The organism is Clostridium sp. AM27-28, assembly GCF_003480955.1.
Taxonomy (GTDB): domain Bacteria; phylum Bacillota; class Clostridia; order Lachnospirales; family Lachnospiraceae; genus Otoolea; species Otoolea fessa.
Map to the genome: position 1 here is coordinate 26,938 of NZ_QUJT01000008.1, position 24,803 is coordinate 51,740.

General features: G+C 46.7%; 22 protein-coding genes. 7 read left to right on the forward strand and 15 right to left on the reverse strand.

Annotation, left to right across the window (positions count from 1 at the left end; translation table 11 throughout):
* Positions 1-146 precede the first annotated feature (146 nt).
* Complete coding sequence (locus DW720_RS09785; protein WP_108817235.1) at positions 147-605, forward strand: MarR family transcriptional regulator; 459 nt, start codon at positions 147-149, stop codon at positions 603-605.
* Positions 595-1,914 carry an MATE family efflux transporter gene (locus DW720_RS09790; protein WP_109214827.1) on the forward strand — a complete coding sequence of 440 codons (1,320 nt, stop codon included), beginning with the start codon at positions 595-597 and terminating at the stop codon, positions 1,912-1,914. Before DW720_RS09785 ends, DW720_RS09790 begins: the two co-directional genes overlap by 11 nt.
* 133 nt (positions 1,915-2,047) lie before the next feature.
* On the opposite strand, the gene DW720_RS09795 is transcribed toward DW720_RS09790, so the two are convergent.
* Entirely contained in the window at positions 2,048-2,284 is a 237-nt protein-coding gene (locus DW720_RS09795; RefSeq protein ID WP_002578301.1) for a DUF6061 family protein, read from the reverse strand.
* 336 nt (positions 2,285-2,620) lie between these two features.
* On the opposite strand from DW720_RS09795, the gene DW720_RS09800 reads away from it, so the two are divergent.
* The 3 genes from DW720_RS09800 to DW720_RS09810 all read left to right on the forward strand — a co-directional run bounded on the left by DW720_RS09800 (position 2,621) and on the right by DW720_RS09810 (position 4,549).
* Positions 2,621-3,124, forward strand: a complete 504-nt coding sequence (locus tag DW720_RS09800) for a GNAT family N-acetyltransferase (protein WP_118743173.1) — start codon at positions 2,621-2,623, stop codon at positions 3,122-3,124.
* A 58-nt stretch (positions 3,125-3,182) separates the two neighbouring features.
* Complete coding sequence (locus tag DW720_RS09805) at positions 3,183-3,422, forward strand: hypothetical protein (RefSeq protein ID WP_107001055.1); 240 nt, start codon at positions 3,183-3,185, stop codon at positions 3,420-3,422.
* A gap of 563 nt (positions 3,423-3,985) precedes the next feature.
* Complete coding sequence (locus DW720_RS09810; protein WP_118467285.1) at positions 3,986-4,549, forward strand: DNA-deoxyinosine glycosylase; 564 nt, start codon at positions 3,986-3,988, stop codon at positions 4,547-4,549.
* Here DW720_RS09810 and DW720_RS09815 read toward each other — a convergent pair.
* Positions 4,546-4,692 (reverse strand): hypothetical protein, encoded by a 147-nt coding sequence (locus DW720_RS09815; protein WP_243017769.1) that lies wholly within the window; start codon positions 4,690-4,692, stop codon positions 4,546-4,548. The genes DW720_RS09810 and DW720_RS09815 overlap by 4 nt on opposite strands.
* Before the next feature lie 197 nt (positions 4,693-4,889).
* On the opposite strand from DW720_RS09815, the gene DW720_RS09820 reads away from it, so the two are divergent.
* Together DW720_RS09820 and DW720_RS09825 are read left to right on the forward strand one after the other, a co-directional pair.
* Positions 4,890-5,870 carry a radical SAM protein gene (locus DW720_RS09820; RefSeq protein WP_118743172.1) on the forward strand — a complete coding sequence of 327 codons (981 nt, stop codon included), beginning with the start codon at positions 4,890-4,892 and terminating at the stop codon, positions 5,868-5,870.
* Between the two features lie 948 nt (positions 5,871-6,818).
* Complete coding sequence (locus DW720_RS09825) at positions 6,819-7,763, forward strand: DUF5688 family protein (RefSeq protein WP_118749586.1); 945 nt, start codon at positions 6,819-6,821, stop codon at positions 7,761-7,763.
* Here the strand turns inward: DW720_RS09825 and DW720_RS09830 are convergent.
* The 13 genes from DW720_RS09830 to tpiA form a co-directional block, all read right to left on the reverse strand.
* Positions 7,717-8,163, reverse strand: a complete 447-nt coding sequence (locus DW720_RS09830) for a threonine/serine exporter family protein (RefSeq protein WP_243032244.1) — start codon at positions 8,161-8,163, stop codon at positions 7,717-7,719. The two genes, DW720_RS09825 and DW720_RS09830, sit on opposite strands and share 47 nt — an antisense overlap.
* Entirely contained in the window at positions 8,160-8,930 is a 771-nt protein-coding gene (locus DW720_RS09835; RefSeq protein ID WP_107001060.1) for a threonine/serine exporter family protein, read from the reverse strand. Before DW720_RS09835 ends, DW720_RS09830 begins: the two co-directional genes overlap by 4 nt.
* A gap of 158 nt (positions 8,931-9,088) precedes the next feature.
* A complete protein-coding gene (uvrB, locus tag DW720_RS09840) occupies positions 9,089-11,080 on the reverse strand; it encodes an excinuclease ABC subunit UvrB (RefSeq protein WP_118749587.1) in 1,992 nt (663 codons plus the stop codon).
* Positions 11,081-11,365: 285 nt separating this feature from the next.
* A complete protein-coding gene (locus tag DW720_RS09845) occupies positions 11,366-12,553 on the reverse strand; it encodes an MFS transporter (RefSeq protein ID WP_118749588.1) in 1,188 nt (395 codons plus the stop codon).
* Between the two features lie 280 nt (positions 12,554-12,833).
* Positions 12,834-14,036, reverse strand: coding sequence for an adenosylmethionine--8-amino-7-oxononanoate transaminase (gene bioA, locus DW720_RS09850; RefSeq protein ID WP_022359179.1), 1,203 nt, complete (start codon positions 14,034-14,036; stop codon positions 12,834-12,836).
* A 24-nt stretch (positions 14,037-14,060) separates the two neighbouring features.
* A complete protein-coding gene (gene bioD / locus DW720_RS09855; RefSeq protein ID WP_118749589.1) occupies positions 14,061-14,744 on the reverse strand; it encodes a dethiobiotin synthase in 684 nt (227 codons plus the stop codon).
* A gap of 3 nt (positions 14,745-14,747) precedes the next feature.
* The gene (locus DW720_RS09860) at positions 14,748-15,296 is read right to left on the reverse strand and encodes a biotin transporter BioY (RefSeq protein ID WP_233430256.1); all 549 of its coding nucleotides are present in this window, start codon (positions 15,294-15,296) and stop codon (positions 14,748-14,750) included.
* Positions 15,297-15,530: 234 nt separating this feature from the next.
* Positions 15,531-18,137 (reverse strand): ComEC/Rec2 family competence protein, encoded by a 2,607-nt coding sequence (locus DW720_RS09865; protein ID WP_147355510.1) that lies wholly within the window; start codon positions 18,135-18,137, stop codon positions 15,531-15,533.
* 86 nt (positions 18,138-18,223) lie between these two features.
* Entirely contained in the window at positions 18,224-19,186 is a 963-nt protein-coding gene (locus DW720_RS09870) for a GerMN domain-containing protein (RefSeq protein ID WP_118570818.1), read from the reverse strand.
* A gap of 233 nt (positions 19,187-19,419) precedes the next feature.
* The gene (locus DW720_RS09875; protein WP_118743164.1) at positions 19,420-20,934 is read right to left on the reverse strand and encodes an ATP-binding protein; all 1,515 of its coding nucleotides are present in this window, start codon (positions 20,932-20,934) and stop codon (positions 19,420-19,422) included.
* A gap of 105 nt (positions 20,935-21,039) precedes the next feature.
* Positions 21,040-21,915: a DegV family protein gene (locus DW720_RS09880; RefSeq protein WP_118743181.1), complete on the reverse strand. Its 876-nt coding sequence runs from the start codon at positions 21,913-21,915 to the stop codon at positions 21,040-21,042.
* Positions 21,916-22,240: 325 nt separating this feature from the next.
* Positions 22,241-23,782 carry a 2,3-bisphosphoglycerate-independent phosphoglycerate mutase gene (gene gpmI / locus DW720_RS09885; RefSeq protein WP_022359186.1) on the reverse strand — a complete coding sequence of 514 codons (1,542 nt, stop codon included), beginning with the start codon at positions 23,780-23,782 and terminating at the stop codon, positions 22,241-22,243.
* 165 nt (positions 23,783-23,947) lie between these two features.
* Complete coding sequence (gene tpiA / locus DW720_RS09890) at positions 23,948-24,697, reverse strand: triose-phosphate isomerase (protein ID WP_118743163.1); 750 nt, start codon at positions 24,695-24,697, stop codon at positions 23,948-23,950.
* Positions 24,698-24,803: the final 106 nt, after the last annotated feature.

Below are 24,803 nucleotides of genomic sequence, written 5' to 3' on the forward strand. Positions count from 1 at the left end.
GGGAAATTTCATAATCTTCCTGTCCTTAGTAAGGGACTATTGATTGTTTATATAAAGAAAAAGTATATAAATAAATCTTGACAATTAGTACGAACTCGGACTATAATACAAAAGTCCGGATTCGTACTAATTTAAGGAGGAAAAAGATGAGAAAAGATAATAATATGATAATACAGTTGCAACGATATTATGCTTTATGGAAAGAATGTACAGCAATGTATGAGGAATGGTCAAAGGATCAGGGACTGTCTTCAAATGGAGTTTTTGCTTTGTATTCATTTTATGAAAGTAATGGAAGATGCACGCAGAAAATGATAAGTGAAAAATGGAATATACCTAAGCAAACGGTAAATACGATACTAAAAGATTTTCAGAAAAAAGGATACATCAATATGGTATCTGATGATTCAGACAAGAGAAATAAGCTGATATGCCTCACAGAATCAGGAATGGAATATACGAAAGATATCATAGAAAAACTGCACTCAAAAGAAATATATGTAATCGAAAAAATGGGATTAGAGAATATAGAAAGTCTTAATGATAATACAGAGCTGTTTATCAGACTTTTCAAGGAAGGAGATTGTAAGAAAAATGAATCATAAATCATTATTTTTTAAATATGTTATTCCATCTATTATAGCATTTGCATTATCAGGAATATATGCGATAGTGGATGGATATTTTGTAGGCAATACCATAGGAGATGCTGGACTTTCGGCTATTAATATTGCATATCCGATTGTGGCTTTGATTCAGGCTCTTGGAACAGGAATTGGTATGGGAGGAGCTGTTTATTACTCAATTAATGCAGCAGAAAAGAAAGGAAAACGGGCAGAAGAATTTATTGCTACAAGCTGGTGGCTTCTTGTAATAGTAAGTGTTATCAGTACCATAATTATTTACTCCTTTTCGTCTAAAATTTTAGGATTGCTTGGAGCAGATGGAATTATATTAACAAATGCGACAGATTATATCAAAATTATAGCACTTGGAGCAATATTGCAGATTCTTGGAACTGGAATGATGCCATTCATTAGAAATTATGGAAACTCTTTCTGGTCAATGTTTGCGATGGTTGGTGGATTCATAACCAATATTGTTCTGGATTTTATCTTTGTATGGATATATGAAATGGGCATGAAAGGTGCAGCCACAGCTACAATAGCCGGACAGGGTGTGACTGCAGCAATTGCAATCATATACGCATTATATAATAAAAAGTTTTATGTGTATGTATCCTTAAAAAATGTAAAAGAAATGTGTGGCGCTATATTCAGAGTAGGTCTTGCACCATTTGGGCTAGCATTGACTCCTAATATTTCATTGGTGTTTATAAACCGATTCTCCGCTTCTTATGGGGGAGAAAAAGCTATTGCAACTTATGCATGTGTATCCTATATTATCTGTATCATATATCTCATATTGCAGGGCGTAGGTGATGGAAGTCAACCTTTAATGAGCCGTTTTTATGGTGAGAAGGATCAAGAAAGCCTGAGAGGAGTTCAGAGAATGGCATACATTTTTGCAATAATTCTTGCTGTTTGTGGTGGAATTATCATGTATGTAAACAGAGCAAATATTGGAGGGGTTTTCGGAGCTTCTTATGAAGTAAGTATTGAGATTTCTAAAATTGTACCTATATTTTTAGTGTCATTACCATTTGTTGCGATTACCAGAATAGCGACAGCTGGATTTTATGCTACTGAAAAAAGTGGATTGTCATACATTCTTACATTCATTGAACCAGTATTGATGCTGATATTTATGCTTGTTTTACCACCTTTATTTGGTGGACAGATTATGATATGGTGGAGTACGGTATTGGCACGTGTTTTTTCAGCGATTCTGGCATTCATACTAATAAAATATTGCGAAAAGGGAGATTTGCAATATGGAATACAGAAAATTTAACAATCAGATAGTAGCAAGAATAATCTAGGTTTATCTATTGTATTTTTAAGGACAGCCTCATAGCAATAGGGCTGTCCTTTTAAAATTATGAAGCTAATTTTTAATAAATTCTAGTAGATTTTGATTGGAATAATCATAACTCTAATGAATCTTCAGCATCTACCCACATCTGTAAATTCCCATCAAGATATAACCTTGCATATTCTAATGGCTCATCGATTGCAAGCGATGTCAAAGCACAATCAGATCCAGGTGTGGTTCTTAAATTTTTTTCTGCTTCCCAACAATCAATACGGAGTATATAGCCCGTATTAGTATATACATCAATGCTGTTGCACTGTGGATTGTATTCTGCAAATATTGTTCTCATCGTATCCCATCTCCTTATCATTTAATCAATCAGTAGTAGCAAAAATTAAGAAGCATTTCAATCAGTTCACCATGTCACTTTTATTTTGTGTTATACTGTCTTATAGATTTTTCTTGCCCTTGTATTTGCCCTTATCAGAGTGCATAAACACTGATGGGACGATATAACACAAGGGAAATAATAAGGGAAAGCTCACCTGCGACAAATCCAGTGTTTTCAAGGGGTTGCGAAGAATTTAATAATAAAATATAACAGTTATTAAATTTCTTAAAACAGGTGAAATCTCAATCGGGATTGACCGAACTCTTTGAGAAAAATAGGAGGAAGCAGCTTTTTATGTTGTACTTAAAATCAGCTAATTTGGAAGATATTGAAAAGGAATACGAATTTATTACTAATACCCCTTCCAATGAAAATGGATTTACGAATTTTGCGTCTGGATGTTCAAGAAAGGAATTTGAAATAAAAATATTACCTGGTTATATTAATGCTGAAAAGGGAATTGATCTGGCTGATGGATGGGTTCCAGAAACGGATTTTTTCTTATGGGATGATGAGAAAATAGTAGGATTATTTCGCGTGCGTCATTACCTTACTCCTGCACTTGCAAACGGAGGAGGCCATATAGGATATGGAATAAAGAAAGAATTCAGAGGCAAGGGATACGCCTCGGAAGGGTTGAGATTGACAATCGAAAAAGCCTGGCACATTATTAAAGAAGACGAAATATATATGTCTGTTCATAAGGATAATATGGCATCTTTGCGTGTGCAGATTAAAAATGGGGCCTATATTCATCACCAAGATGAAAAAGAGTTTTATACCAGAATAAAACGATAAATTCCCGTTTATTGGGAAGTCACAGAGAACGAAAAATCGGAATTTGGAGGTGATTTAAATGGAAAACAAAATTGTAGGTGCTATTTTCTGTTTCATGTCAGCAGTTTTAATTTCTGCACGATATATTTCTGCTGCGATATTTATGAGTGGAGTAGCTTCGTGGAATGCCACTTTATTTGCAGCAGGTCTTGAATATGTAGGTCCTTTTTTAGCAATAGCGGCTGGTATTGCGTTTATTATTGGAATCCTGTTTCTGGGATATGGGCTGTATCAGGATATTAAAAAGATAAAGAAGTAGAACAATTCCAGTTTGTCAATTACAGGTGACATTGAAAGAGTCAGCCCATTCAAGGTGCTGGCTCTTTCAAAAATTCCATTCTAAATAAATTGCATGATAAATTAGAGTAAAAATGAATACCCATTAGCCGGAAATGAATAGAAAACGAATAAAAGTGTGGTGTTTCGTATAATTATGAGTTAGTATGCATCAGACACACTTTTGTAAAAAGGGAGTTTCAAAAAAACATTCTATCATTTTTGATCTATGATATAATGTGAACACTTGACGAGGTATTTTCGAGTCTAGTGAGAACATATGCCTGACCACTTAATGAGGTGTTTCACGAATTTAGTGGTCATGGTATAATGAGCCCAGAAGAAAAGAATGCGGCTGCGAAGCAGACATATTCTTTTCTTGCGCCATTACCGAACAAACAGCCATGCGAAGCAGGGCGGTAGCGCGCGATAGCGCGGGTTCGTGAGTATCATGTCCATGCACCAAATGAAGCCAGATCAAAGTCGAAAATTGATTTCGTATTTATTATAATTGACAACAATAATCCGCAAAAAGGAGGTTCCACCATGCCATCCCACATCATCCACCCAATCCCGCCTGTTTTTGACGCCGACTCCCGCATCCTGATCCTCGGTTCCTTTCCGTCGGTCAAATCCCGAGAAAGCTGTTTTTTCTACGGGCACCCACAGAATCGTTTCTGGAAGCTCTTAGCGCGCCTGCGAAAGGAAGACGTTCCATCCTCCATCGAGGAAAAGAAGGAATTTCTGCTGCGAAACCACATCGCCGTCTGGGACACCATCCATAGCTGTTCCATCGAAGGATCCAGCGACAGTTCCATCCGCGATGTTGTTCCAAACGACCTCGCCTCTATCCTGGATCACGCTTCCATCCAGGCGATTTACACAAACGGCGGGCTGTCCGGAAAAATGTACGACCGCTTCTGCCGTAAACAGACTGGCATTGAGGCAATCAAACTGCCGTCCACCAGCCCTGCCAACGCTGCCTGGAACCTCGACCGGCTGACAGATGCCTGGAAATGTATCAACCAGATCCTGGGGAAACCCGGATCTGAAACAAAAAACACTGCTTCCGATGGCAACGCACGCGAGGCAAAAACACGCATCATCTAAACAAACACCATCTGCACCAGAATCATATAAAATACAGTCCCTGCCGGCCAATGGCGCTTCTGTCCGATCCACTGTTCCGTAAAAATCATTACAAACAGTGCCGTCAGTGCAAAGTCCAGCCCTTTCGTATTAAATGTAATCACATTTGACACTGCTCATCTTTCTTAGTAGAATAAATACATTATAACGATCGATTTTTCGGATTCAACACAGATTTGAACTATGTAAAAAAGCTTTGAAGGAATTATCTTTACAAAAATTCTTATAAAAAACTGTTGGTTACTTCGTTATAAGTCCGCACTGTAATGATTACTTTAATTTATAGAAGGAAGCAAAACCTATGAACACATATATTCCCCTCCCCAATTCAAGTGCCGGCTCGCCTGTCCAGTTCTCTGAACCAGCCGCCTACTCCTACGAAAGCTGCCATTGCTGTCCGCGAAATTGTCAGATCAACCGCACCAAAAAGCAGGGCTGGTGTCACAGCCCTGCCGGTATCCGGGCGGCACGCGCGGCGCTTCATCCATGGGAGGAACCGTGTATCAGCGGTCTTCACGGAAGCGGTACCATCTTTTTTTCCGGCTGCACGCTGCGCTGCTGTTTCTGCCAGAACTACCAGATCAGCAGCGAAGGCTTTGGAAAAGATATTTCCGAAACGCGTCTAGAGGAAATTTTTCTGGAACTGCAGACACAGGGTGCGCACAATATCAATCTGGTGACGCCGACTCAGTACCTTCCGTCGCTACTGCCCGTCTTAAAACGGGTCAAACCGCAGCTTTCCATCCCTATCGTCTACAACTGCGGCGGTTATGAGACACTGGAGGCGGTTGACGCGCTGGCTCCCTATATCGATATCTGGCTGCCGGATTTAAAATATTACTCCTCCGAGCTGTCCGCCCGCTACTCCGCCGCCCCGGACTATTTTTCGGTCGCCTCCGCAGCAGTCAAACGGATGATCGCGCACACAGGTCCGCTGGTATTGGAAGATTTCTCTGAAAATGATCAGACCTGCCAGCTCATGAAGCGCGGCGTAATCCTGCGGCATATGGTTCTTCCGAAACACAAAGACGATTCCATCCGTCTGCTCCACTGGATTCACGACAACCTCCCGGAGGGGCATTTTCTGGTAAGCCTTATGAGCCAGTACACCCCCTTCTACCAGAGCAGCAAATATCCGGAAATCAACCGCCGCATCACAAGCTACGAATACCAGAAAGTCGTCGATGCCGCGATTGAGCTGGGGCTCACGCACGGCTTTATGCAGGAAAAAAGCAGCGCGAAAGAAGAATACACGCCGCCGTTTGAGTTACAGGGGATTTGATCTTTAATAATAAGAAAAGAGCCTTCTTGATGCTTTTCCATGAACCAGAAAAAGGGTATCGATAAATTGACATTTTATCGATACCCTTTAAACTATCTCGTCCATTGGATGATACCTCTTTCTTTGAACTTTTCCTTTATTCAATTTTGATTCCTTTTTCAACAATTTCTGAATCGTTCAATCTTATTTTTTTCTTTTTTCACTTATCTATCTCTCTTTTAAAAAACGCTTCTTTTTAATGATACTTTCTCGTCATATCACTAAACCGAATCCTGTTTCTAAATATGTATGATAGATGATTGACTGATTTTTATTTGTTGATTTTGGTTTTCCTTTGTTCAATTTTTCTATTAAAAAATCGAACCAGTTTTATGTTTTCGGTGGAATCAGCTCCCTTCTTTTTTTGTTTTATTTCTTGTTTCTTTTGATGGTTTTATTTTAATACATATGCCTCATTTTGTCAATACTGATTTTATATTTTTTTGTTATTTTTCAGTTTTATTTTTACCATGAATGACAGCTATTAGTTTTTATCTCGCAATCTTGCCATTTTATCTCTTTATTTTTCCCCTGTTATTTTTCTTGCCAATCTTCCCATTTTCCAGTATAATCATGATATCGGTGCATTTGGCACCTGCTTCTTTATATGCAGGCAATTTTTTCACATCTTACTGGTTCCTGCGATTCTCATGTTCAGTTTTTTCGATGATTTCCATGACCATTTTCATACTTACGCACTCAAAAGGTAAACGCTAAAACTCTGAACTTTTTATTTATTTTTTAATCACTAAGCAATCTTTCTTCACATCTCAAACTTCATGACTGCTTCTTGATTTGATTCCTTAAAACTTATTCACACGGGGAAACTGTTTCTCATTTTGCTGAAAGTCTAACCTACATGAGCAAGCGGGCATCCCCTATCTGCAATTTTATTTCAGGAGGTACTCTATGGTCTATGAAACTTTTTTGAAAACAATCCAGTCGATGGTGCAGACGCGCCTCAATAAAAAAGCCAACGTCTCCCTGCGGCGTGTTCTGAAAAATAATGGACTGATGCTCGACGGGCTGAGCTTTACGAAACCCGGCTCACGGTTATCACCGACTGTCTATCTGAACGCCTACTATAATGAAGTGGAGGAAGGAATGCCGCTCTCCATTATTACCGATCAGATCCTGATGGTGTATGAGACAAATCCAGGATTTTCGGAGGATATCTGCGAGGAACTGCGTGATTTTGATGCCGTACGCGGTCGGATTGCCTACAAATTGATCCACGCCGCTAAAAATAAGGTGCTTCTCTCCCACGTCCCACATATTCCATATCTCGATCTGGCGATCGTTTTCTATCTGATCCTCACTGACAATGAGGAGGGGCAGATGACGACCCTGGTACACAGCGACCATCTTGCCCTGTGGGATATTTCTCTGGAAGAGCTCGGCATACTGGCGGAAGAAAATACACCTCGCATGCTGCCGTACCACATCAGCTCCATCGAATCCACCCTCAACCAGCTCGAAATGGAGGACATCGTTGAAACGGAAGCTCTTCCATCGGTCGCCCTCTACGTTCTGACAAATTCGCGCGGCATCAACGGCGCTGCCTGCATGCTCTATCCCCGCGTCTTAAAAGAGTTTGCCGAAAGCCTGGGCGAAGATCTGATTATCCTTCCGTCCAGCATCCATGAAGTGCTTCTCACTCCCAGCAGCGTCTCCCTTCCGCCGGAAGAACTCAATGAAATGGTTCAGGCGATCAATCAGTCGGATGTGCCCGCTGAAGACCGCCTGTCAGATCATATTTATTATTTTAGCAGGATTCAGGGCTGTCTCTACCTGCCGCCCAGTTCCACTACGACGCTTTATTCCGGAGCAGACGGAACAGTGAATCCACAATAAAGATGGCAACCGCCATCGCCCCCGCTATCTGGATCGTCTGGATCAGATAAAAATTGTACCATTTTGTCTGCCCCTGTATCAGAAAATAGACGCTCCGGTAGATCGATGCGCCCGGCACCGTCGGCAGGATTCCTGCCACCAGAAAGATCGTGACGGGCGCTTTTAACACGCGTGCAAATACCTGACTCAGCAGAGCCGCTGCCAGACTGGAAAAAAATGCCGCCGCCACCTGCGAGGTTCCCACCTGCATCGATACCAGGTACGCCAGCCATCCGGCACCTCCGGTAATGCCCGCATAAACCAGATATTTCCGCGGCATATCGACCAGCAGGGAAAAACCAAAAATCGCCAGAAATGCCCCCACGCTCTGGATCATCAATTCTCTTATCATCTCTGTCATACCGATCCTCCCGCCAGCCGGACTGCCACGATCGCCAGACCGACGCCCGACGCAACCGCCAGCGCCACCACGACTGCCTCCGCCATCCGCGCGACTCCCGAACTGTAATCTCCATTCAGCGTATCGCGGATTGCCGCCGTAAATGTGACTCCAGGCACCAGCGGCATGATTGCGCTGATAATCACTACATCCAGGCTCATTCCCAGAAATGCCCCACGGCGCAGCAGATACGCCGCAACCGCCAGTGCAAACGAGCCAAGTGCATTTTGACAGAAATCGTTCAGCATAAGGTTGGACGCCGCCCGCAGGACAAACGCAAGAACGACTCCCACGACAGCCGCCACCAGACATTCGCCCGGACCGCCTCCAAACATCACCGCAAAAAATCCCGTCGTTGCCGCATAGCCAATGCATTTCTTCCAGAATCCGTATAATGTCGTATTAGCAATCCGATCCAGTCGTTCCTGCGCCTCCCCGACGGACAATTTTCCGCTGCAAAATTCCCTTGAAACATTGTTTACCTGATAGATGCGGTTCAAATTCGTTGCCCGGTTTTCCACCCTTTTTACCAAGGTAAGCGGCGGAAGTGATGCATCCGCAATCGTCGCCACGATCCCCGTCGTCACGACAAACACATCTGCCCGTGCAATCCCTGAATGCTTTAAAATACGATGAATCGTGTCCTCCACACGGTAGACCTCCGCTCCGCTCGCCAGCATGATCTCCCCCGCCCGGACCGCCATCTCCATCAGCGCGCCATATTCCATACCAACCACCCTCTGATTTACGAATTTTCGTAACTGTTCAGTACCTTCACAGTCACGCGCAAAAATCCATTAAAAATTGCCCGCGGCAATGAGATTTTTGCCTGCTGGCCCATGTTTTCGTACGGTCAGCGCAGTAAATGCGCAGACCTACTGAACAGTCACGGATTTTCCAAATCCAGCAACATTTTCTTGACCTCTACCATACGGTCACGCAGCACGACCGCTTCCTCGAAATTCAGCTCGGCTGCCGCCTGATTCATCTTCTTCGTCAGTTCCTTTACGAGTTTTTCTAATTCCTGGCGATCCATCGATTCCAGATCCTTCGTTACCTTATTCGTAACCGGTTCGGCTGCCTGCGAGATCGTGATCAGATCCCGGACAGCTTTCTTGATCGTCGTCGGCGTAATGTGATGTTCCTCATTGTACGCCTGCTGAATCGCGCGTCTTCGCTCCGTCTCTTCGATCGCCGCCCGCATTGAATCCGTGATCGAATCTGCATACATGATAACATGCCCCTCAGAATTTCGCGCTGCTCGGCCGATCGTCTGAATTAGGGACGTTTCCGAACGCAGGAATCCCTCTTTATCCGCATCCAGAATCGCCACCAGCGCAATCTCCGGGATATCCAGACCCTCACGAAGCAGGTTGATGCCGACCAGCACATCGAAGACATTCAGACGCATATCTCGGATAATCTGGGCGCGTTCCAACGTGTCAATATCCGAATGCAGATATTTGACGCGGATTCCCGCATCGCGCATATAGTCGGTCAGGTCTTCTGCCATCCGCTTTGTCAGCGTCGTTACAAGCACCTTAAACCCTCGATCCACTTCCCGGTTGACCTCCGAAATCAGATCGTCGATCTGTCCCTCGACCGGTCTTACCTCAATCGGCGGATCAAGAAGTCCCGTTGGACGGATCACCTGCTCTGCCCGCAGAAGCTCATGATCCTCCTCATACTCGCCCGGTGTTGCTGAAACGCAGAGAATCTGATCCAGTTTGCTCTCAAATTCTTCAAAATTTAACGGTCGGTTATCCAGCGCCGACGGCAGGCGGAAGCCATATTCTACCAGCGTTTTCTTGCGCGACTGGTCGCCCGCGTACATCCCGCGCACCTGCGGCAGCGTGATGTGCGACTCGTCCACAATCACCAGAAATTCATCCGGGAAATAATCCATCAGCGTACACGGCGGTTCTCCCGGTTTCGAACCAATCAGATGGCGCGAATAATTCTCGATACCGGAACAGAAGCCCGTTTCCCGCATCATTTCCACATCAAAATTCGTCCGCTCCGCGATTCTCTGTGCCTCCAGAAGCTTATCCTCACTCTTAAAGTAAGCGACCTGCTCCTTCATTTCCTCTAAAATATTGTTTGCCGCAATCTCCATCCGCTCTTTCGGGATGACATAATGCGATGCCGGGAAAATCGCGATATGTCCCAGCTGCGCCTTGATCTCGCCCGTCAGCGTGTCAATCTCTGTGATCCGGTCTACCTCATCCCCGAAAAACTCAATCCGGTACGCATCGCCGCCCGAATACGCCGGGTATACCTCCAGCACATCGCCGCGCACCCGGAACGAACCTCGCTTGAAATCCATGTCATTCCGGCTGTACTGAATGTCGATCAGCTTGTGAATGACCTCGTCGCGGTCCTTCTCCATGCCCGGGCGCAGGGAAATAACCATGTTTTTATAATCGATCGGGCTTCCCAGACCATAGATACAGGAAACCGATGCCACAATAATCACATCCTGCCGCTCCGACAGCGCCGCCGTCGCTGAATGCCGCAGCTTATCGATCTCGTCGTTGATGGAGGAATCCTTCTCGATATATGTGTCCGTGGACGGGACGTAAGCCTCCGGCTGGTAGTAGTCATAGTAGCTGACAAAGTATTCCACCGCGTTATTGGGAAAAAATTCCTTCATTTCCGAATAAAGCTGGGCTGCCAGCGTCTTATTATGTGCGATAATTAACGTCGGCTTATTCAGATTCTGAATCACATTTGCCATCGTAAACGTCTTGCCAGAGCCCGTTACCCCCAGTAATGTCTGGAACTGATTTCCTTCCTTGAAGCCCTCCACCAGCTTTTCAATCGCCTGCGGCTGGTCGCCGGTCGGGCTGTATTCTGATACCAACTCAAAATGATCCATTGCTTTCTCCTGATTTGATATAATTCACAAATAAAGAATGTGCCTTTTTGTGTAATAGGGGATTCCAAGGAATTTCCTAGTACACAAAAAAATACCATTAAGTATTTCTATTATACCAAATCCACCCATGAATGTATACATAAAAGCAGAATAAATCAGCACAAATGTTCGATTTCAGACACCTGTTCACAGGTAGTAATTTTCTGAATTTTCTAAACTGAAAATTCCGTACGATACAGTTCTGGTTGCAGATTTTGCCGCCATTCCTATTATTTGTTTACTGTATTATTTCTTTCTTCCCGTGACTACTATCAGAACGATTCCTAATACTCCCATCATCCCCGCATACCCCACAAACGGCACGCTCACGCCCTCACTGAATCTTCCCATCCATTTCAGCACAAACGGCGAACACGCCGCTCCCAGATTGCAGCCGACCAGCACGATTGATGTGGCTGTATTGATAGAAGACTGCGGAATCTGCTCGGAAATCTGGTGGAAGGAATAGGTAACCAGAACGGTATAGAAAAATCCGACGATACTGATGCCAATTCCAATCAGCGGCAGATTGCCCGCATATGCGGTCAGAAGCATCCCCGCTCCAAGCATCAGGCATCCAACCCCCGGTAATTTTTCCTTCCACCACATCGTCAGTTTTCCAAAATAAACACCGGCAGCTATTCCCATCAGCATCATGAGCGTGAGAATGATGCTGGCTTCCGACTCCGTTCCAAGTTTCTTCTCTAAAATCAGCATCGGGACACGCAGGGAATTGGAACAGTAGATGCAGATGACAAATCCCGCAAACAGTGCATAAGCAATGGTCAGGACTTCTTTTTTCCAGCATTCTCTTTTTCCATCTGCCTCCGCTTCCAGACTTTCTTTCTCTGCCCCTGCACTCTGTGAGCCCGCACTCTGTCCCGTCTCCATTCTTCCCGGAACCCATACAAGATACAGAAGTACAATCACAAATCCGAGCGCGTACACCCAAAATGCCAGATTCCACCGGATCAGCACCAATTTTCCAGCAACCAGCGTCATAACCGCGCTTCCCAGCACCTCCGCCGATCCGCGGTATCCGAGCAGCGCCGCTTTTTCCCTGCCTTCATAATATTCACTGAAAATGCTGATGGCTTTCGCATTAATGAGTCCAATCCCGATCCCCAGGAAAATCCTGGATGCGAGCACCACCGGATATTCCTGTACAAACACCGGTACCATGCCGCTGACCGATAAAAGAAGCAGACCGCCCACAATCATTGGACGGTCTTTCATATAACGCGACAGCCATGCATTCAGCACGATCATGACAGTGATCGCAAACGACGGTGCAGAGATCAATATCTCCACCTGTGCGGTTGTATATTCACTGAAATGCTGCAGCAGCGATGGCAGCACGATCGAAACAGAATACGCCGATGTCAGTATCAATGACAGCGATAGCAGCGCTATTTTCTTCATTTGTTCTTTCATATTGGTTTCTCCCCGAATGTTAGTTTTATACTAGAATTTTGATTGCTTCTGTCCTATCCATTCACAATCGCAGGCAACACAATCCATGTATCGTTTCTTAAAACAATACTCCATTCCTTTTATCATAAATGAAATTCATTCAGAAAGAAATACTTAATTTTTTTTTATTCTAAGATTTTTATTCTAAGGTAGATGTTTCACTGTTCACACATGTGTTCCCAGTAACGGGATTTTCAGTTCAGAAAATTCCCACCTGTGAACAGTTACGTTTCTTCGTTACCTATCCCCGCGCAAACCAGTCTTTCATGCACTGAAGCACCTGCACCAGCTCTTCTTCCTTGATAATATACGGAACCATCGCGTACAGATAATTTAAGAACGGACGGCTGAACACGCCGCGTTTGTACGCATATTCCTGATACCCTTTCAGGACTGCCGGATCATATACCTCGACACAGACACATCCGCCCATCATGCGGACCTCCCTGATTCTCGGATCGGTAAATCCTTCCATCTCCCGACGGGTGATAGCTTCGATCTTCTGAATCTTTTCCATATAGTTCTGCGTCTCAAACAGCTCAATCGAGGCAAGCGCCGCGCTGCACGCGAGGGCATTTCCCATAAAGGTCGGTCCGTGCATCAGCGCATGTTCCGGGTTATCATCGAAAAATCCATCAAATACCTTTTTATTTGCCACAGTCGCCGCGTGACCAATGTAACCGCCGGTCAATGCCTTTCCGAGGACCAGAATATCCGGTAGCACCCGATCTGCCACAAAGCGGTTTCCGGTTCTGCCAAATCCGGTTGCCACCTCATCAAAAACCAGCAGCACGCCGTACTTATCACAGAGTTCCCTTGCCTTCTCCAAAAATGAAATGTCGTACATCCGCATTCCGCCAGCACCCTGTAAAAGCGGTTCCACCAGCACGCAGTTCAACTTGTCATGATACTGTTCAAATGCTTTCTCCAGCGCCGGGATCTCAGTCGGAATGTGAACCACATACGGGCTTGCACCATAGGCTTTTAGCACAAAATGGTAGTCCTCATCATCGCCTGCCTCCATCGTCTTAAAGGTATCGCCGTGGTACGCGTGTTCCAGCGCCAGAATCATCGTTCGCTTCTCATCACCGCGGTTCATATAATACTGCAGCGCCATTTTCAGCGCTACCTCAACCGCCACGCTGCCGGAATCTGAAAAAAAGCAGTAGTCCAGATCGCCCGGCAGCCAGGACGCCAGTTTTTCTGAAAGTCTGCGCGCCGGCTCATGCGTCAGCCCGCCCAGCATCACATGAGAAAATTTTTCTACCTGTGAAATAATTGCCTGATTGATTACCGGATGTTTATATCCATGAATCACACTCCACCAGGACGAAACCGAATCAATCAGCTTCTGATCCTTCGTGTAAAGATATACCCCATTCGCATCCACGATCTCGTAAGGTGCTTTCATTGTTTTTAACTGTTCATATGGATACCAGATCATTTTTCTTCTCCTTTATCTTCTGTCTTACGCATACAGCCCTTTCAGCGTCTCCACACCCATGGAAAGCTCCGTATCCCCATCCGCCACACAGGCAACAACCGGAATGCCCGTGTAATATTCACACATTTTCCGGTTATCCTCATGAAGCAGATTTCCCGTCTCATAATGGTTGAAAATAATCCCTTTCAGAGCAATTCCCTGTTGTTTCAGATAATAGGCAGTAAGCCCCACGCCATTGATCGTCCCAAGCCCCGCATCTGCAATCAGCAGGCAGCCAAGCCCGCACGCTTTTACTACTTCTGGAAGACGGATATCCGCCTCGTCTATGCAGAGTGGACAGAGAATTCCGCCGCTTCCTTCCATCGTCACATACTCATATTTTTCACAGACTTTGTGAAAATCTTCCAGCACCCGATCCATCTGGACCGGGTTGCCCTCCAGACGGGATGCCAGATGCGGCGATACCGCCGTCTCGTACACATACGGACACATTTCCTCAAGTGGCTGCCCGATTCCCGACATTGTTTTTACCTGCAGAGCATCTCCTGGAATCAGGCTTCCATCCGCACGCCGCTCATTGCCGCTCATTGCCGCTTTATAATACGCCGCATCCGCGCCGCTCTCCCGCAGTTTTTTCACAATCAAGCCTGTCACATACGTTTTTCCAATATCCGTTCCCGTACCTGTTATAAAAATCCCCTTGCTCATCTTTTATCCAAGTCTCCCTCCCTGAATCAGCGGAATCATCCGTTTTCCTATGATGGCAGCCACAATACAGAGCACGATATCGCCCGGAACTGCCAGAACAAAGCAATATAAAAACAGCGCTCCTACGCCGATCGGCGAATTCAGATAGAAATTGCTGATCACGTAGTAATAAATCATTCCAAATGCATAGACAATAAAAAGTCCCAGAAAATTAGCTCCCAGCAGGCGCCGGTAACTCGGATGCGTCTTGGCATTGGCAATCTTACCATTCACATACGCCGCAACCGCAAATCCGATGATATATCCAAAACTCGGCTGGAAAATATATCCCGGTCCGCCGCCCTGAGTGAAAATCGGAAGTCCAATTAAACCTAATACGATATAAACCACAACCGCCAGCGCCCCGTTGACCGGACCTAAAAGCAGACCCGCCAGCATCGTAAATAAAAACTGCAATGTAAATGGAACCACCGGAACCGGTATCTTGATAAATGCTCCCACTGCAATCAGTGCGACAAACATCGCGCACAAAACTAAATCCTTTGTCTTCATGTGTTTCAAACCTTTTTCCTCCTTGGTTATCTGAATGATTTCAGGCATCCGAAGCCATTCTATTCTCGCACATGTACATAAATTTCTCTCCGCAACCCCTGTTCCAACCATCTAAAACAGCAGCGGCCGTTCCAGATCCCGGGTAGTCGAAACAGATGCAGAACTGATTGCAAGCATAACATAGCCTTTTTCTATTGTCAACCTATTATTTTTATATAGTTAACAATTAGTTTTTTATCTGTTTTTATCTCTTTCCTTCCCATAATCTTGTTTCTTATATCCCTTGATATACATACGTTTCCCGTCCGTCCACACATTCACTGCCCCTGAATCCGCCGTTCTCCAGATCTCCGTTCCCGTCTGTTCCAGACGTTCCACCGCCTCCGGTGCCGGATGCCCGTAAGTATTTCCCTCTCCATAAGAGAGCACCGTGAAAGCTGGGGAAAAGCACTCCAAAAACTCCTCTGAGGAGGAACCGTTCGAACCATGGTGTGCAGCTTTTAACAGTGTCACTTTTTCCCCCTTTTTGTCCTCTTCCATTCCCAGAATTTCTCTTTCTTCCTCCACTCCAATATCTCCAGTCAGAAGCATACGAAACTTTCCATACGTGACATCAAACACCAGTGAATGACTATTTCGCTCCTCGACTGGCTTTTCCCCCGCCTCCGGGTACAGGCACCGAAGCGCCAGGCTTTTCGCCCGCACCGTTTCTCCCCGATACAGATAATAGACTTCCGCACCCCGTTTTCTGGCAAGAGTTTCCAGTTTTTTATATGCCTCCTGCCCTTTTCCCGCCGCCGGAAGTGCCAGATTCCGCACCCGGATATCTGCCTCCTCCTTCAAAAGCCACTCGATCCCGTTCGTGTGATCCGCATCCGCATGGCTGACCAGAATCCAGTCCAGCGTGCGGATTCCCTGACTTTTCAAAAATGGTCCCAGCACATTTTTCCCGATTTTTTTATCCTGGCTGCTGCCACAGTCCGAAAGAATTGCCTCATCCCGCGTCCGCAGAAAGACGCCGTCGCCCTGTCCTACATCGAGGAACCAGCTCTGAAAGCCATGAACAGGCTTAACCACTAAAAAGACTACCGCCACAGCAATAAATACACTATTTTTTCCCTGTGCATTCCAGTCTTTTGGAAACCGAAAAATCCCTTTTCTCCCTAAATTCTCTCTTGCTTCTCCCACACTCCACACATATCGAATCCCCAGCGCCACATAAAACACCCCTATTTTCCACATTTCCGGGCGTCCTGCCACGATGGAATGAAACGGCACGCGTTCCACCTGGATGCAAAGCCATTCATACAACTGAAAAATATAATGCCCCGGACCCGTACATGCACTTGCCGCTATTCTGAATATTTCTGGTATTTCTGATATTCCCGATGCCGCACCTCCAAAATCCGAAAGTACTCCCGCAATGCTGCTGCCTCCGCCCATTCCCCCCATTTTTCCTCCCACAAACGCTATACTGTAAATTCCAAGCGCCAGCAGACCGCTTCCGGCTGCATACGTGAGAAGCGGAATCACGATCAGGTTCAGAAAAATTCCCAACATCGGAAATGTAAAATAGTGATACAGCTGAATCGGCATTGTATAAAGCTGTATTGCCGAGCTGAGCATGAGTGTTTCATATCCTTTCTTTTTTTCTTTCTCTTGTTCCTCCTCTTCCCGCTCTTTTCTCTTTTTTCCCACTTTCCGCAGCTCCTCCGTCTCCAGCCCAATCGCGGCAACCGCGCCATAGGAAAGCTGCAATCCCGCCGAAAAGAGCAGATACGGCGACTGCCACGCCTGTAAAATCAAAGATAGCGACAGCGCACTCAGCAGATCGTAACTCCGCCCCAGATATGCCGCCAGACAGGACACCTCTACCATAAATACCGCCCGGAATACCGATGCTCCAAATCCGGTTACTAAACCATAAAAGGTAAGAAGCGCTGAAGCACCCAGTCCCGCCCATCCATACGATATGCCCCAAAAACGCAGTGCACTGTAAACGCTCATGCCAATCAAAGAGACATGAAGCCCGCTGACTGCCAGAATATGTGCAATCCCATTATCCTGAAACCGTTCGCGCAGCTCTTCCGATAACCCGGATTTATCCCCCAGCAAAATTGCCTGGAAAATCCCTGCCTCTTCTGGAACACAGATTTCCTGAAAAACAGCCGTCGCGTACGCCCGAAAGCATTCTGCCTGACTTCGGAGAGGGGAACTTTTTCCTTCTGAAATAAAAATCCGATCCGCCGTCACCCGGTTTCTGATTCCTAGTCCCCGATAATACATCCGATACGAAAACTGCCCCGGATTGCGCGCTTCTTCCAGAAACTCAGCGTTTCCCGTCAGATGAATCTGACTTCCGCAGGGTGGCAGAATTTTCTCTTCACACTTCTCCAGTAAATCGCTTTTACACGATATCAGTACCTTTCTTACACTTTCATCCTCTACCTCCACCCCCGTCAAAATCATCGTACACCACCCATTTTTTTCCGAAATAGAATCCAGTGTTCCCGATACCGCCACCTCTGCCGAACCGCCCTTCTGCGTTACCATCCGTTCCAGCGCATCCGGGCGCATTTCCACCATCATCCGTCCCCATCCTGCCAGGAAACAGAAAAACAGCAGAAAGACACGGCACATCATCGGATCTTTCCAATTCCAGACGCGTTCTGCGTCTGTCTGAAAGTCCGAATCTACCCGTCCTTCTGCTGTTTTTATGACTGCAAGCAAAAAAAACGCTGCTGCAATTATAAACCACACCGTCATGCCCATCTGGTACGCTGCGACCTCTCCAAGTACGAAAGCCACCATCATCCACATTACCGGTCGTTTGATATTCAATTCCTCTTTTCCTGTATTCTACAAAACATCAACAAAATCCCATTGCTGCTCTCTTCCAAATATGGCATATACATTCTGTCTGACAGTTACTTCACAATATACTTCTCCTCTCTCTCCAGAGGCTGCACCAGCGAAATCACATTCCGGTACGTCACATCTGCCGAGCCATTGACCGTGATCTGTACTTTATTTACCGTCTGAAGCTCTGTCAGCGAATCGACGATCGCGTAAATCGGAATATACTCCGCCACATCGATATCCCCGGAAATAAAACTGCTATCCAGGTTGACATAGCAGGTATTATCTGTCAGTGATACGTTTAATACCTTTGTATTTTTCGGCATCACTGAAAGCCCGCCATTCTGGGAACCTGCCAGCAGCTGTTCCACTACCAGGCGTTCCAGCGACGTGTTCATACTGTGAAATACTTCCCGTTTTTCTGCCACCAGACCATCTTTTTCTTCATTGGCAAAATACAGGGTCAGCTCTACTTTTTCATACGAATTGACATCCGAAATACTGTCTACAAAATCACTTCCTGCGATCGCGCCCACCGGGTTCCCATGTGTGTCCAGGAGCGGCTGTCCCTCGCAATTAATGCTGATATAATCGACTCCCTTAACCTGTGTAAAGGTCTTTGCCAGCGCCGCCCGGCACAGAATCTCCCGCGACGCTTTCGTATTCATATATTCCTGATTAAAATTCAACGTCAGCACGTTATTGTCCCGGTTAATATCCAGGAATTCAACCTTATCGCTTAAAACTGCCTGATACTCCGGGTTTTCCGGCGCCGCAAGGATCTGCCCCGCCAGCTCCCCGATCAGGATCTCAGCGTCCGCCGTCTCCGTCTGATAGGAAACACTCGCCAGCCCCGTGCGCGTCGAATTGAGATAATAAATCTGATAGACGCCGTCCTCACCCGCCGTCGGATGCACCTCTTCTTTTTTTCGGCATCCGCTCAGAAGAAGCAGACATGCCAGGCAAAGGATCAGCCACGAACTTACGCTTCCTGCCCGTTTTCCAGAGCTTTTTTTTCTTATTTTCTCCATTTATTATTTCCTGTTGTTATTTTGCAATCTATCTCACAATAGACATTTCCCTGACCTCACATTCGAACACTGCAACACTCAAATACCGCAACATTCAAACACTGAAACATTCGAACACGACAGCATTCAAACACCGAAATATTCGAACACGACAGCATTCAAACACCGAAATATTCGAACACCGCAGCACCAGCAACCATCTCGAACCTCTAAACCGCCCAGAACCACGCTGTCTACGGAATATAATTCAACGGAATCCGCACCGTAAAGGTTGCTCCCTTGCCTTCTTCACTCTTCAGGCGGATCGCGCCCTGATGAAGAAGAATAATATTCTTCGTGATCGCAAGCCCCAGCCCGGTACCGCCTGTCTCGCGTGAGCGCGCCTTATCTACACGGTAAAAACGCTCAAATACGCGCTCCTGGAATTCTTTCGGGATTCCCACGCCATTATCCTCTACCTTCACATAAAAGAACTTGTGGTCAGCATCCAGCGTCACCCAGACTTTTCCCTCTTCGCGGTTATACTTGATCGCATTTTCCACCAGGTTCGAAAGTGCCAGGCTCAATTTTACCTCGTCCACATCCGCCGATACTTCCCGCTTGCTCTCATACGTGATCTCAATGTTCCGCCGCTTCGCGATCGGGGTCAGACGTTTTAAAATCTGTTCCAGAAGACCATTGATCGAAGTCTGGGCAATATTCAGATCCGGCGATGATTTATCCATTTTGACTAACGTCAGCAGATCATCGATAATCTTGCCCTCGCGGTCAATCTCCGCCGAAATATCCTGCATAAACTCCTGATATAACTCCGCCGGGGCGTTCTCCATCCCCATCAGAGAATCCGCCAGCACCCTTATCGAAGTCAGCGGTGTTTTCAGCTCATGCGACACGTTGGAAACAAACTCCTGACGCGACTGATCCAGGTTTTTCAGCTTCCGGATGGTCTGCATGACTGCCTCCGAAATGTCCCGCGTCTCCCGATATGTTTTTACATCAATATCCTGATCCAGATTTCCCTCTGCCACCATATCGAGCTGCTGCTGCAGGCGGCGGAATGGTTTCAGCAGGCAAGCCGCCGCCAATAAATCTGCGATCAGAATAAAACAGAACATAACGAGCTGCAAAAATCCCGTCTTCTGCACAATTTTCTCCTGCAAAAGCGCCGAATTTTCCGTGGACGCCATCAGAAGAAGGACTCCCTGCACGCCTGCCGTATTTTTCCCATTTCCGGCTGCCACATCCGAATCGATCGGCGCTGCATCCGTGCTTTTTGCCTGAATCGGCTGCGCTACATAGAAATACTTTTTCTTCTGGTTCAGATAGCTGGAAGTTTCCCCGTCAAATGCCTTTAACACATCCGATACAACCAGCGTTTTCCCTCTGGAAAGACCAAATGTGTCTTTCAAAACCTTAAAGCTGTCGTCCACCAGCACGATTCTTCCGTTCATCAGATCCGCCGTTGTACTAAGTTCCGCATCCAGCGCCGGATTTGGATTTCCCGACAGCAGTACATTGATATAATCACTGCTGCGTATCTTGTTTGCTAAAATCAGACACCGGTTCTGCGCTTCCGCCATCCGTTCTTCCACATGGCTCTGGTAAAAATACCCCGATGTAAAACGAACCTGTACCAGAAGCGGAACCAGCGTCAGAATCAGAAAGGCGAGGAACAGAGGGATTCTCATCCCGATCGTGTGCTCCATCGCTTTCCATATCTTTCTTTTATGTTCTGCTATTCTTCTCATGTTCCTGTCCTGAACGATTACAATTCACACGCTCTTTGCGTTGCTTAACTTACTGACATTGGCTGTGAACTGTAACCCCGAAATGCTGCTCTGTAACTGCGTTTTTCACAACAACGATCCGATTTCAAGCTTCTTCGTTGCCGCAATCGCCAGCGCTCCCGGTCCGATATGGCAGGCTACACTTAAGGACAGCGGCTCTACACGGACTTCCGTCTCCGGGAAAAGTTCCCGAAGCTCGGCTGCCAGCTCCTGCGCCATCTCATCATCGTCGGTATGCGCTACATCAATATACGTTTTTTCTCCCGTCATATCATCAAACCGATTTTCCAGATCGCGGGTGATCGCCGTGATCATCATGGAACGCGCCTGTTTCATCGTCCGCGCCTTCGCAAATGCGTCCAGCTTCTCGCCCTGTATCGTCAGAACCGGTTTTAAACGGAGAAGTGTTCCGAGCGCTGCTGCCGCTGGTGTGATTCTACCGCCCTTTTTCAGATATTTTAATGTGTCAACCGTGATATAAATAGTTGAATCCAAACCTGTCTCTTCCAGCTTTTTGCAGATCGCCTCCGCGTCCATGCCGGCTGCCGCCATGTCAAGCGCATCCTGCACCGAACGGCGCTGGGTCACGGAAATCCTGTGATTATCCGCCACCTGCACTTTTCCGTCGAAATCATCTGCCAGCATCTTTGCCGTCTGGCAGGAGCTCGAAAGCCCACTGGACATCGGAATGTGCACAACTGCATCGTATTCCTCCAAAAGTTTTTCCCAGAGATTTAAGATCGTCTCCGGGGACGGCTGGGATGTGCTCACATCGTGATCCCCGCTCAGATGCTCGTAAAATTCCTTCTGTGTCAAATTTATATCTTCCAGATACTCGGTTCCATCAATCATAAACGGCATCGGCAGGACATATACGCCCATCTCTTTCGCCTGTGCCTGTGTAATTCCGCTGTTGCTGTCTGTAACAACCGCTACCTTCATGCTTGTTTCCTCCTGTTTTCCCTGTGAATCTGCTGCCATCCTATTTTCCTTTCCGCATAACACTTTCTTTTCTAAAAATGTCTGCCCTGGAACAGCCTCCGAGCGGTTCACATAGATGATTTTATTTTATCCTATTTTCTTATGAAATGGAAGAGAGAAGTAACGGGATTTTCAGTTCAGAAAATTCCTACCTGTGAACAAAAAACTGCCACAAAACAAGCCCCGACCATTTCTCTGTTTATGATCTTTTCTTGCTTTATGGCAGTTTTCCCGATTCTTATTGACGGTTATATTTATACTTTCCTAATATATTCGAAAATTCTCCCTATTTCACCAACAGCGACTCTCCCGTCATCTCCTTCGGCTTCTCAAGTCCCATCAGTTCAATCAGCGTCGGCACAATATCGCAGAGGCGTCCGCCCTCGCGCAGCTTGTACGCCGGGTCAGCGCCGACCAGGACAAACGGCACCTGATTGGTCGTATGAGCGGTCCACGGCTCGCCGGTTGCCTCATCGACCATCACCTCTGCATTACCGTGATCGGCGCAGATAAAGAGAACGCCTCCGGCTGCCTTGATGGCTTCAACTGCACGTCCTACGCAGGCATCGACGGTCTCAATCGCCTTGATCGCAGCCGACTCCACGCCCGTGTGACCTACCATATCCGGGTTTGCAAAATTGATGATGATGACATCATATTTGCCGGACTCAATCGCCTCCACCAGCTTATCGCACACGATCGGTGCGCTCATCTCCGGTTTCAGGTCGTAGGTCGGAACCTCCTTCGGAGACGGAACCAGAATGCGGTCCTCGCCCTCGTTCGGCTCTTCCACGCCGCCGTTGAAGAAAAATGTTACGTGTGCATATTTCTCGGTCTCGGCGATACGTGCCTGCGTCATATGGTGCGCCGCCAGGAACTCTCCAAACGTGTTCTTAATCTCTTCCTTCTTGAACGCAATCAGCTTGTTCCCGATCGTCTCATCGTAATCGGTAAAGCATACAAACGTCAGGTCAAGCTTCTTCTCTCTCGCAAATCCGGTAAATCCCTCATCGCAGAATGCGCGGGTGATCTCTCTTGCACGGTCCGGACGGAAGTTGAAGAAAATGACGGAATCGCCATCCTGAATCGTGGCAACCGGCTTTCCGTCCTTCTCTACATAGAACGGTACGACGAACTCATCGTTTACCTCTTTATCATAGGATGCCTGAATGCCTGCACACGCGCTTTCTGCCTTCTCGCCCTCTGCCTTTGTCAGCACATCATAAGCTTTCTGGACACGATCCCAGTTTTTATCACGGTCCATCGCATAGTAGCGTCCCATCACGGAAGCCACCTCGCCGATGCCAAGCTGCTGCATCTTCTTCTCTAATTCTGCTACGAACTCCTTGCCGGAGGTCGGCGGTGTATCACGTCCGTCCAGAAAGCAGTGCACATACACTTTTTTAAGTCCCTGACGTTTTGCGAACTCCAGAAGTCCGAATAAATGAGTCAGATGGCTGTGAACGCCGCCGTCTGATACCAGTCCGAACAGATGCAGGGCGGAATCATTTTTCTTGCAGGTGTCTGCGGCTGCCAGAAATTCCGGATTTTCAAAGAAATCGCCATCCTCGATTGATTTCGTGATACGGGTCAGCTCCTGGTATACGATACGTCCGGCGCCCATATTTAAATGACCAACCTCCGAGTTACCCATCTGTCCGTCCGGCAGACCGACCGCCAGACCGCTGGCATTGCCGCGCACAAACGGGCACTGGCTCATCAGCTGATCCATGATCGGTGTCTTTGCCTCACACACGGCATTGTGCTCACAGGTATCTCTCATGCCGTATCCATCGAGAATCATTAATACGGTTGGCTTTTTTTTCATCTCTTTCTTCTTCCTTTCCTTCCATGAAATGAACCGTTTTTCTGAAACAACCGGATGAACCAACAATTTTGATTGTTTCAGGTCAAAACCTTCACCTTCTTTTTTTACTGGCAAAAAGGGGACTGCCACGCCTCACACGTGCGACAGCCCCCTTTTACCCATCTCTTATTTATAATTTACAATCTTTCCAAAATCTGCCTTTAAGGATGCGCCGCCTACCAGACCGCCATCGATATCCGGCTGTGCAAACAGCTCCGGAGCCGATGCTGCGGATACGGAACCGCCGTACTGAATGCGGATCGCCTCTGCGGTCGCCTCATCGTACACTTCCTTGATGCACGCACGGATCGCGCCGCACACTTCCTCAGCCTGCTCGGTGGTCGCTACCTTGCCGGTACCGATCGCCCAGATTGGCTCGTATGCGATCACAGCTGTCTTTGCCTGCTCTGCGGTCACATTCTGGAATGCGATCTTGATCTGCTGGCGGATCCAGTCAAGCGTGATGCCCTGCTCTCTCTGGGTCAGAGTCTCGCCGCAGCAAATGATCGGGGTCAGACCGTGCTCAAATGCTTTCAGTACCTTCTTATTGACCGTCTCATCGGTCTCTGCAAAGTATTCTCTGCGCTCGGAATGTCCGATAATCACGTATTTAACGCCTGCATCGGTCAGCATATTCGGGGAAATCTCGCCGGTGTAAGCACCTTTCTCCTCGAAATACATATTTTCAGCGCCGACTGCGATGTTGGTTCCCTCGCACGCTTTTACAACCGGGATAATATCAATCGCCGGTACACAGAATACAACGTCTACATCTTCCGAAACAACGAGCGACTTCAGAAGCTCTACCAGAGCTACTGCCTCCGACGGCGTCATGTTCATTTTCCAGTTGCCTGCTACGATCTTTCTTCTAGCCATGACTATTCTATTCCTCTTTTCTGTTTGTTTATTTGTTACTGTTCACGCATACGTGCCCAGTAACGGAATTTGCCGTGGCTTCGCATTTAAATACGGCAAATTCCTG

What these genes read in the sequence shown, in the direction of transcription:
- DW720_RS09785 (WP_108817235.1), top strand. Translation starts at nt 147, where the DNA reads ATGAGAAAAGATAATAATATGATAATACAGTTGCAACGATATTATGCT.
- DW720_RS09790 (WP_109214827.1), top strand. Translation starts at nt 595, where the DNA reads ATGAATCATAAATCATTATTTTTTAAATATGTTATTCCATCTATTATA.
- DW720_RS09795 (WP_002578301.1), bottom strand. Translation starts at nt 2,284, where the DNA reads ATGAGAACAATATTTGCAGAATACAATCCACAGTGCAACAGCATTGAT.
- DW720_RS09800 (WP_118743173.1), top strand. Translation starts at nt 2,621, where the DNA reads ATGTTGTACTTAAAATCAGCTAATTTGGAAGATATTGAAAAGGAATAC.
- DW720_RS09805 (WP_107001055.1), top strand. Translation starts at nt 3,183, where the DNA reads ATGGAAAACAAAATTGTAGGTGCTATTTTCTGTTTCATGTCAGCAGTT.
- DW720_RS09810 (WP_118467285.1), top strand. Translation starts at nt 3,986, where the DNA reads ATGCCATCCCACATCATCCACCCAATCCCGCCTGTTTTTGACGCCGAC.
- DW720_RS09820 (WP_118743172.1), top strand. Translation starts at nt 4,890, where the DNA reads ATGAACACATATATTCCCCTCCCCAATTCAAGTGCCGGCTCGCCTGTC.
- DW720_RS09825 (WP_118749586.1), top strand. Translation starts at nt 6,819, where the DNA reads ATGGTCTATGAAACTTTTTTGAAAACAATCCAGTCGATGGTGCAGACG.
- DW720_RS09830 (WP_243032244.1), bottom strand. Translation starts at nt 8,163, where the DNA reads ATGACAGAGATGATAAGAGAATTGATGATCCAGAGCGTGGGGGCATTT.
- DW720_RS09835 (WP_107001060.1), bottom strand. Translation starts at nt 8,930, where the DNA reads ATGGAATATGGCGCGCTGATGGAGATGGCGGTCCGGGCGGGGGAGATC.
- uvrB (WP_118749587.1), bottom strand. Translation starts at nt 11,080, where the DNA reads ATGGATCATTTTGAGTTGGTATCAGAATACAGCCCGACCGGCGACCAG.
- DW720_RS09845 (WP_118749588.1), bottom strand. Translation starts at nt 12,553, where the DNA reads ATGAAAGAACAAATGAAGAAAATAGCGCTGCTATCGCTGTCATTGATA.
- bioA (WP_022359179.1), bottom strand. Translation starts at nt 14,036, where the DNA reads ATGATCTGGTATCCATATGAACAGTTAAAAACAATGAAAGCACCTTAC.
- bioD (WP_118749589.1), bottom strand. Translation starts at nt 14,744, where the DNA reads ATGAGCAAGGGGATTTTTATAACAGGTACGGGAACGGATATTGGAAAA.
- DW720_RS09860 (WP_233430256.1), bottom strand. Translation starts at nt 15,296, where the DNA reads ATGAAGACAAAGGATTTAGTTTTGTGCGCGATGTTTGTCGCACTGATT.
- DW720_RS09870 (WP_118570818.1), bottom strand. Translation starts at nt 19,186, where the DNA reads ATGGAGAAAATAAGAAAAAAAAGCTCTGGAAAACGGGCAGGAAGCGTA.
- DW720_RS09875 (WP_118743164.1), bottom strand. Translation starts at nt 20,934, where the DNA reads ATGAGAAGAATAGCAGAACATAAAAGAAAGATATGGAAAGCGATGGAG.
- DW720_RS09880 (WP_118743181.1), bottom strand. Translation starts at nt 21,915, where the DNA reads ATGAAGGTAGCGGTTGTTACAGACAGCAACAGCGGAATTACACAGGCA.
- gpmI (WP_022359186.1), bottom strand. Translation starts at nt 23,782, where the DNA reads ATGAAAAAAAAGCCAACCGTATTAATGATTCTCGATGGATACGGCATG.
- tpiA (WP_118743163.1), bottom strand. Translation starts at nt 24,697, where the DNA reads ATGGCTAGAAGAAAGATCGTAGCAGGCAACTGGAAAATGAACATGACG.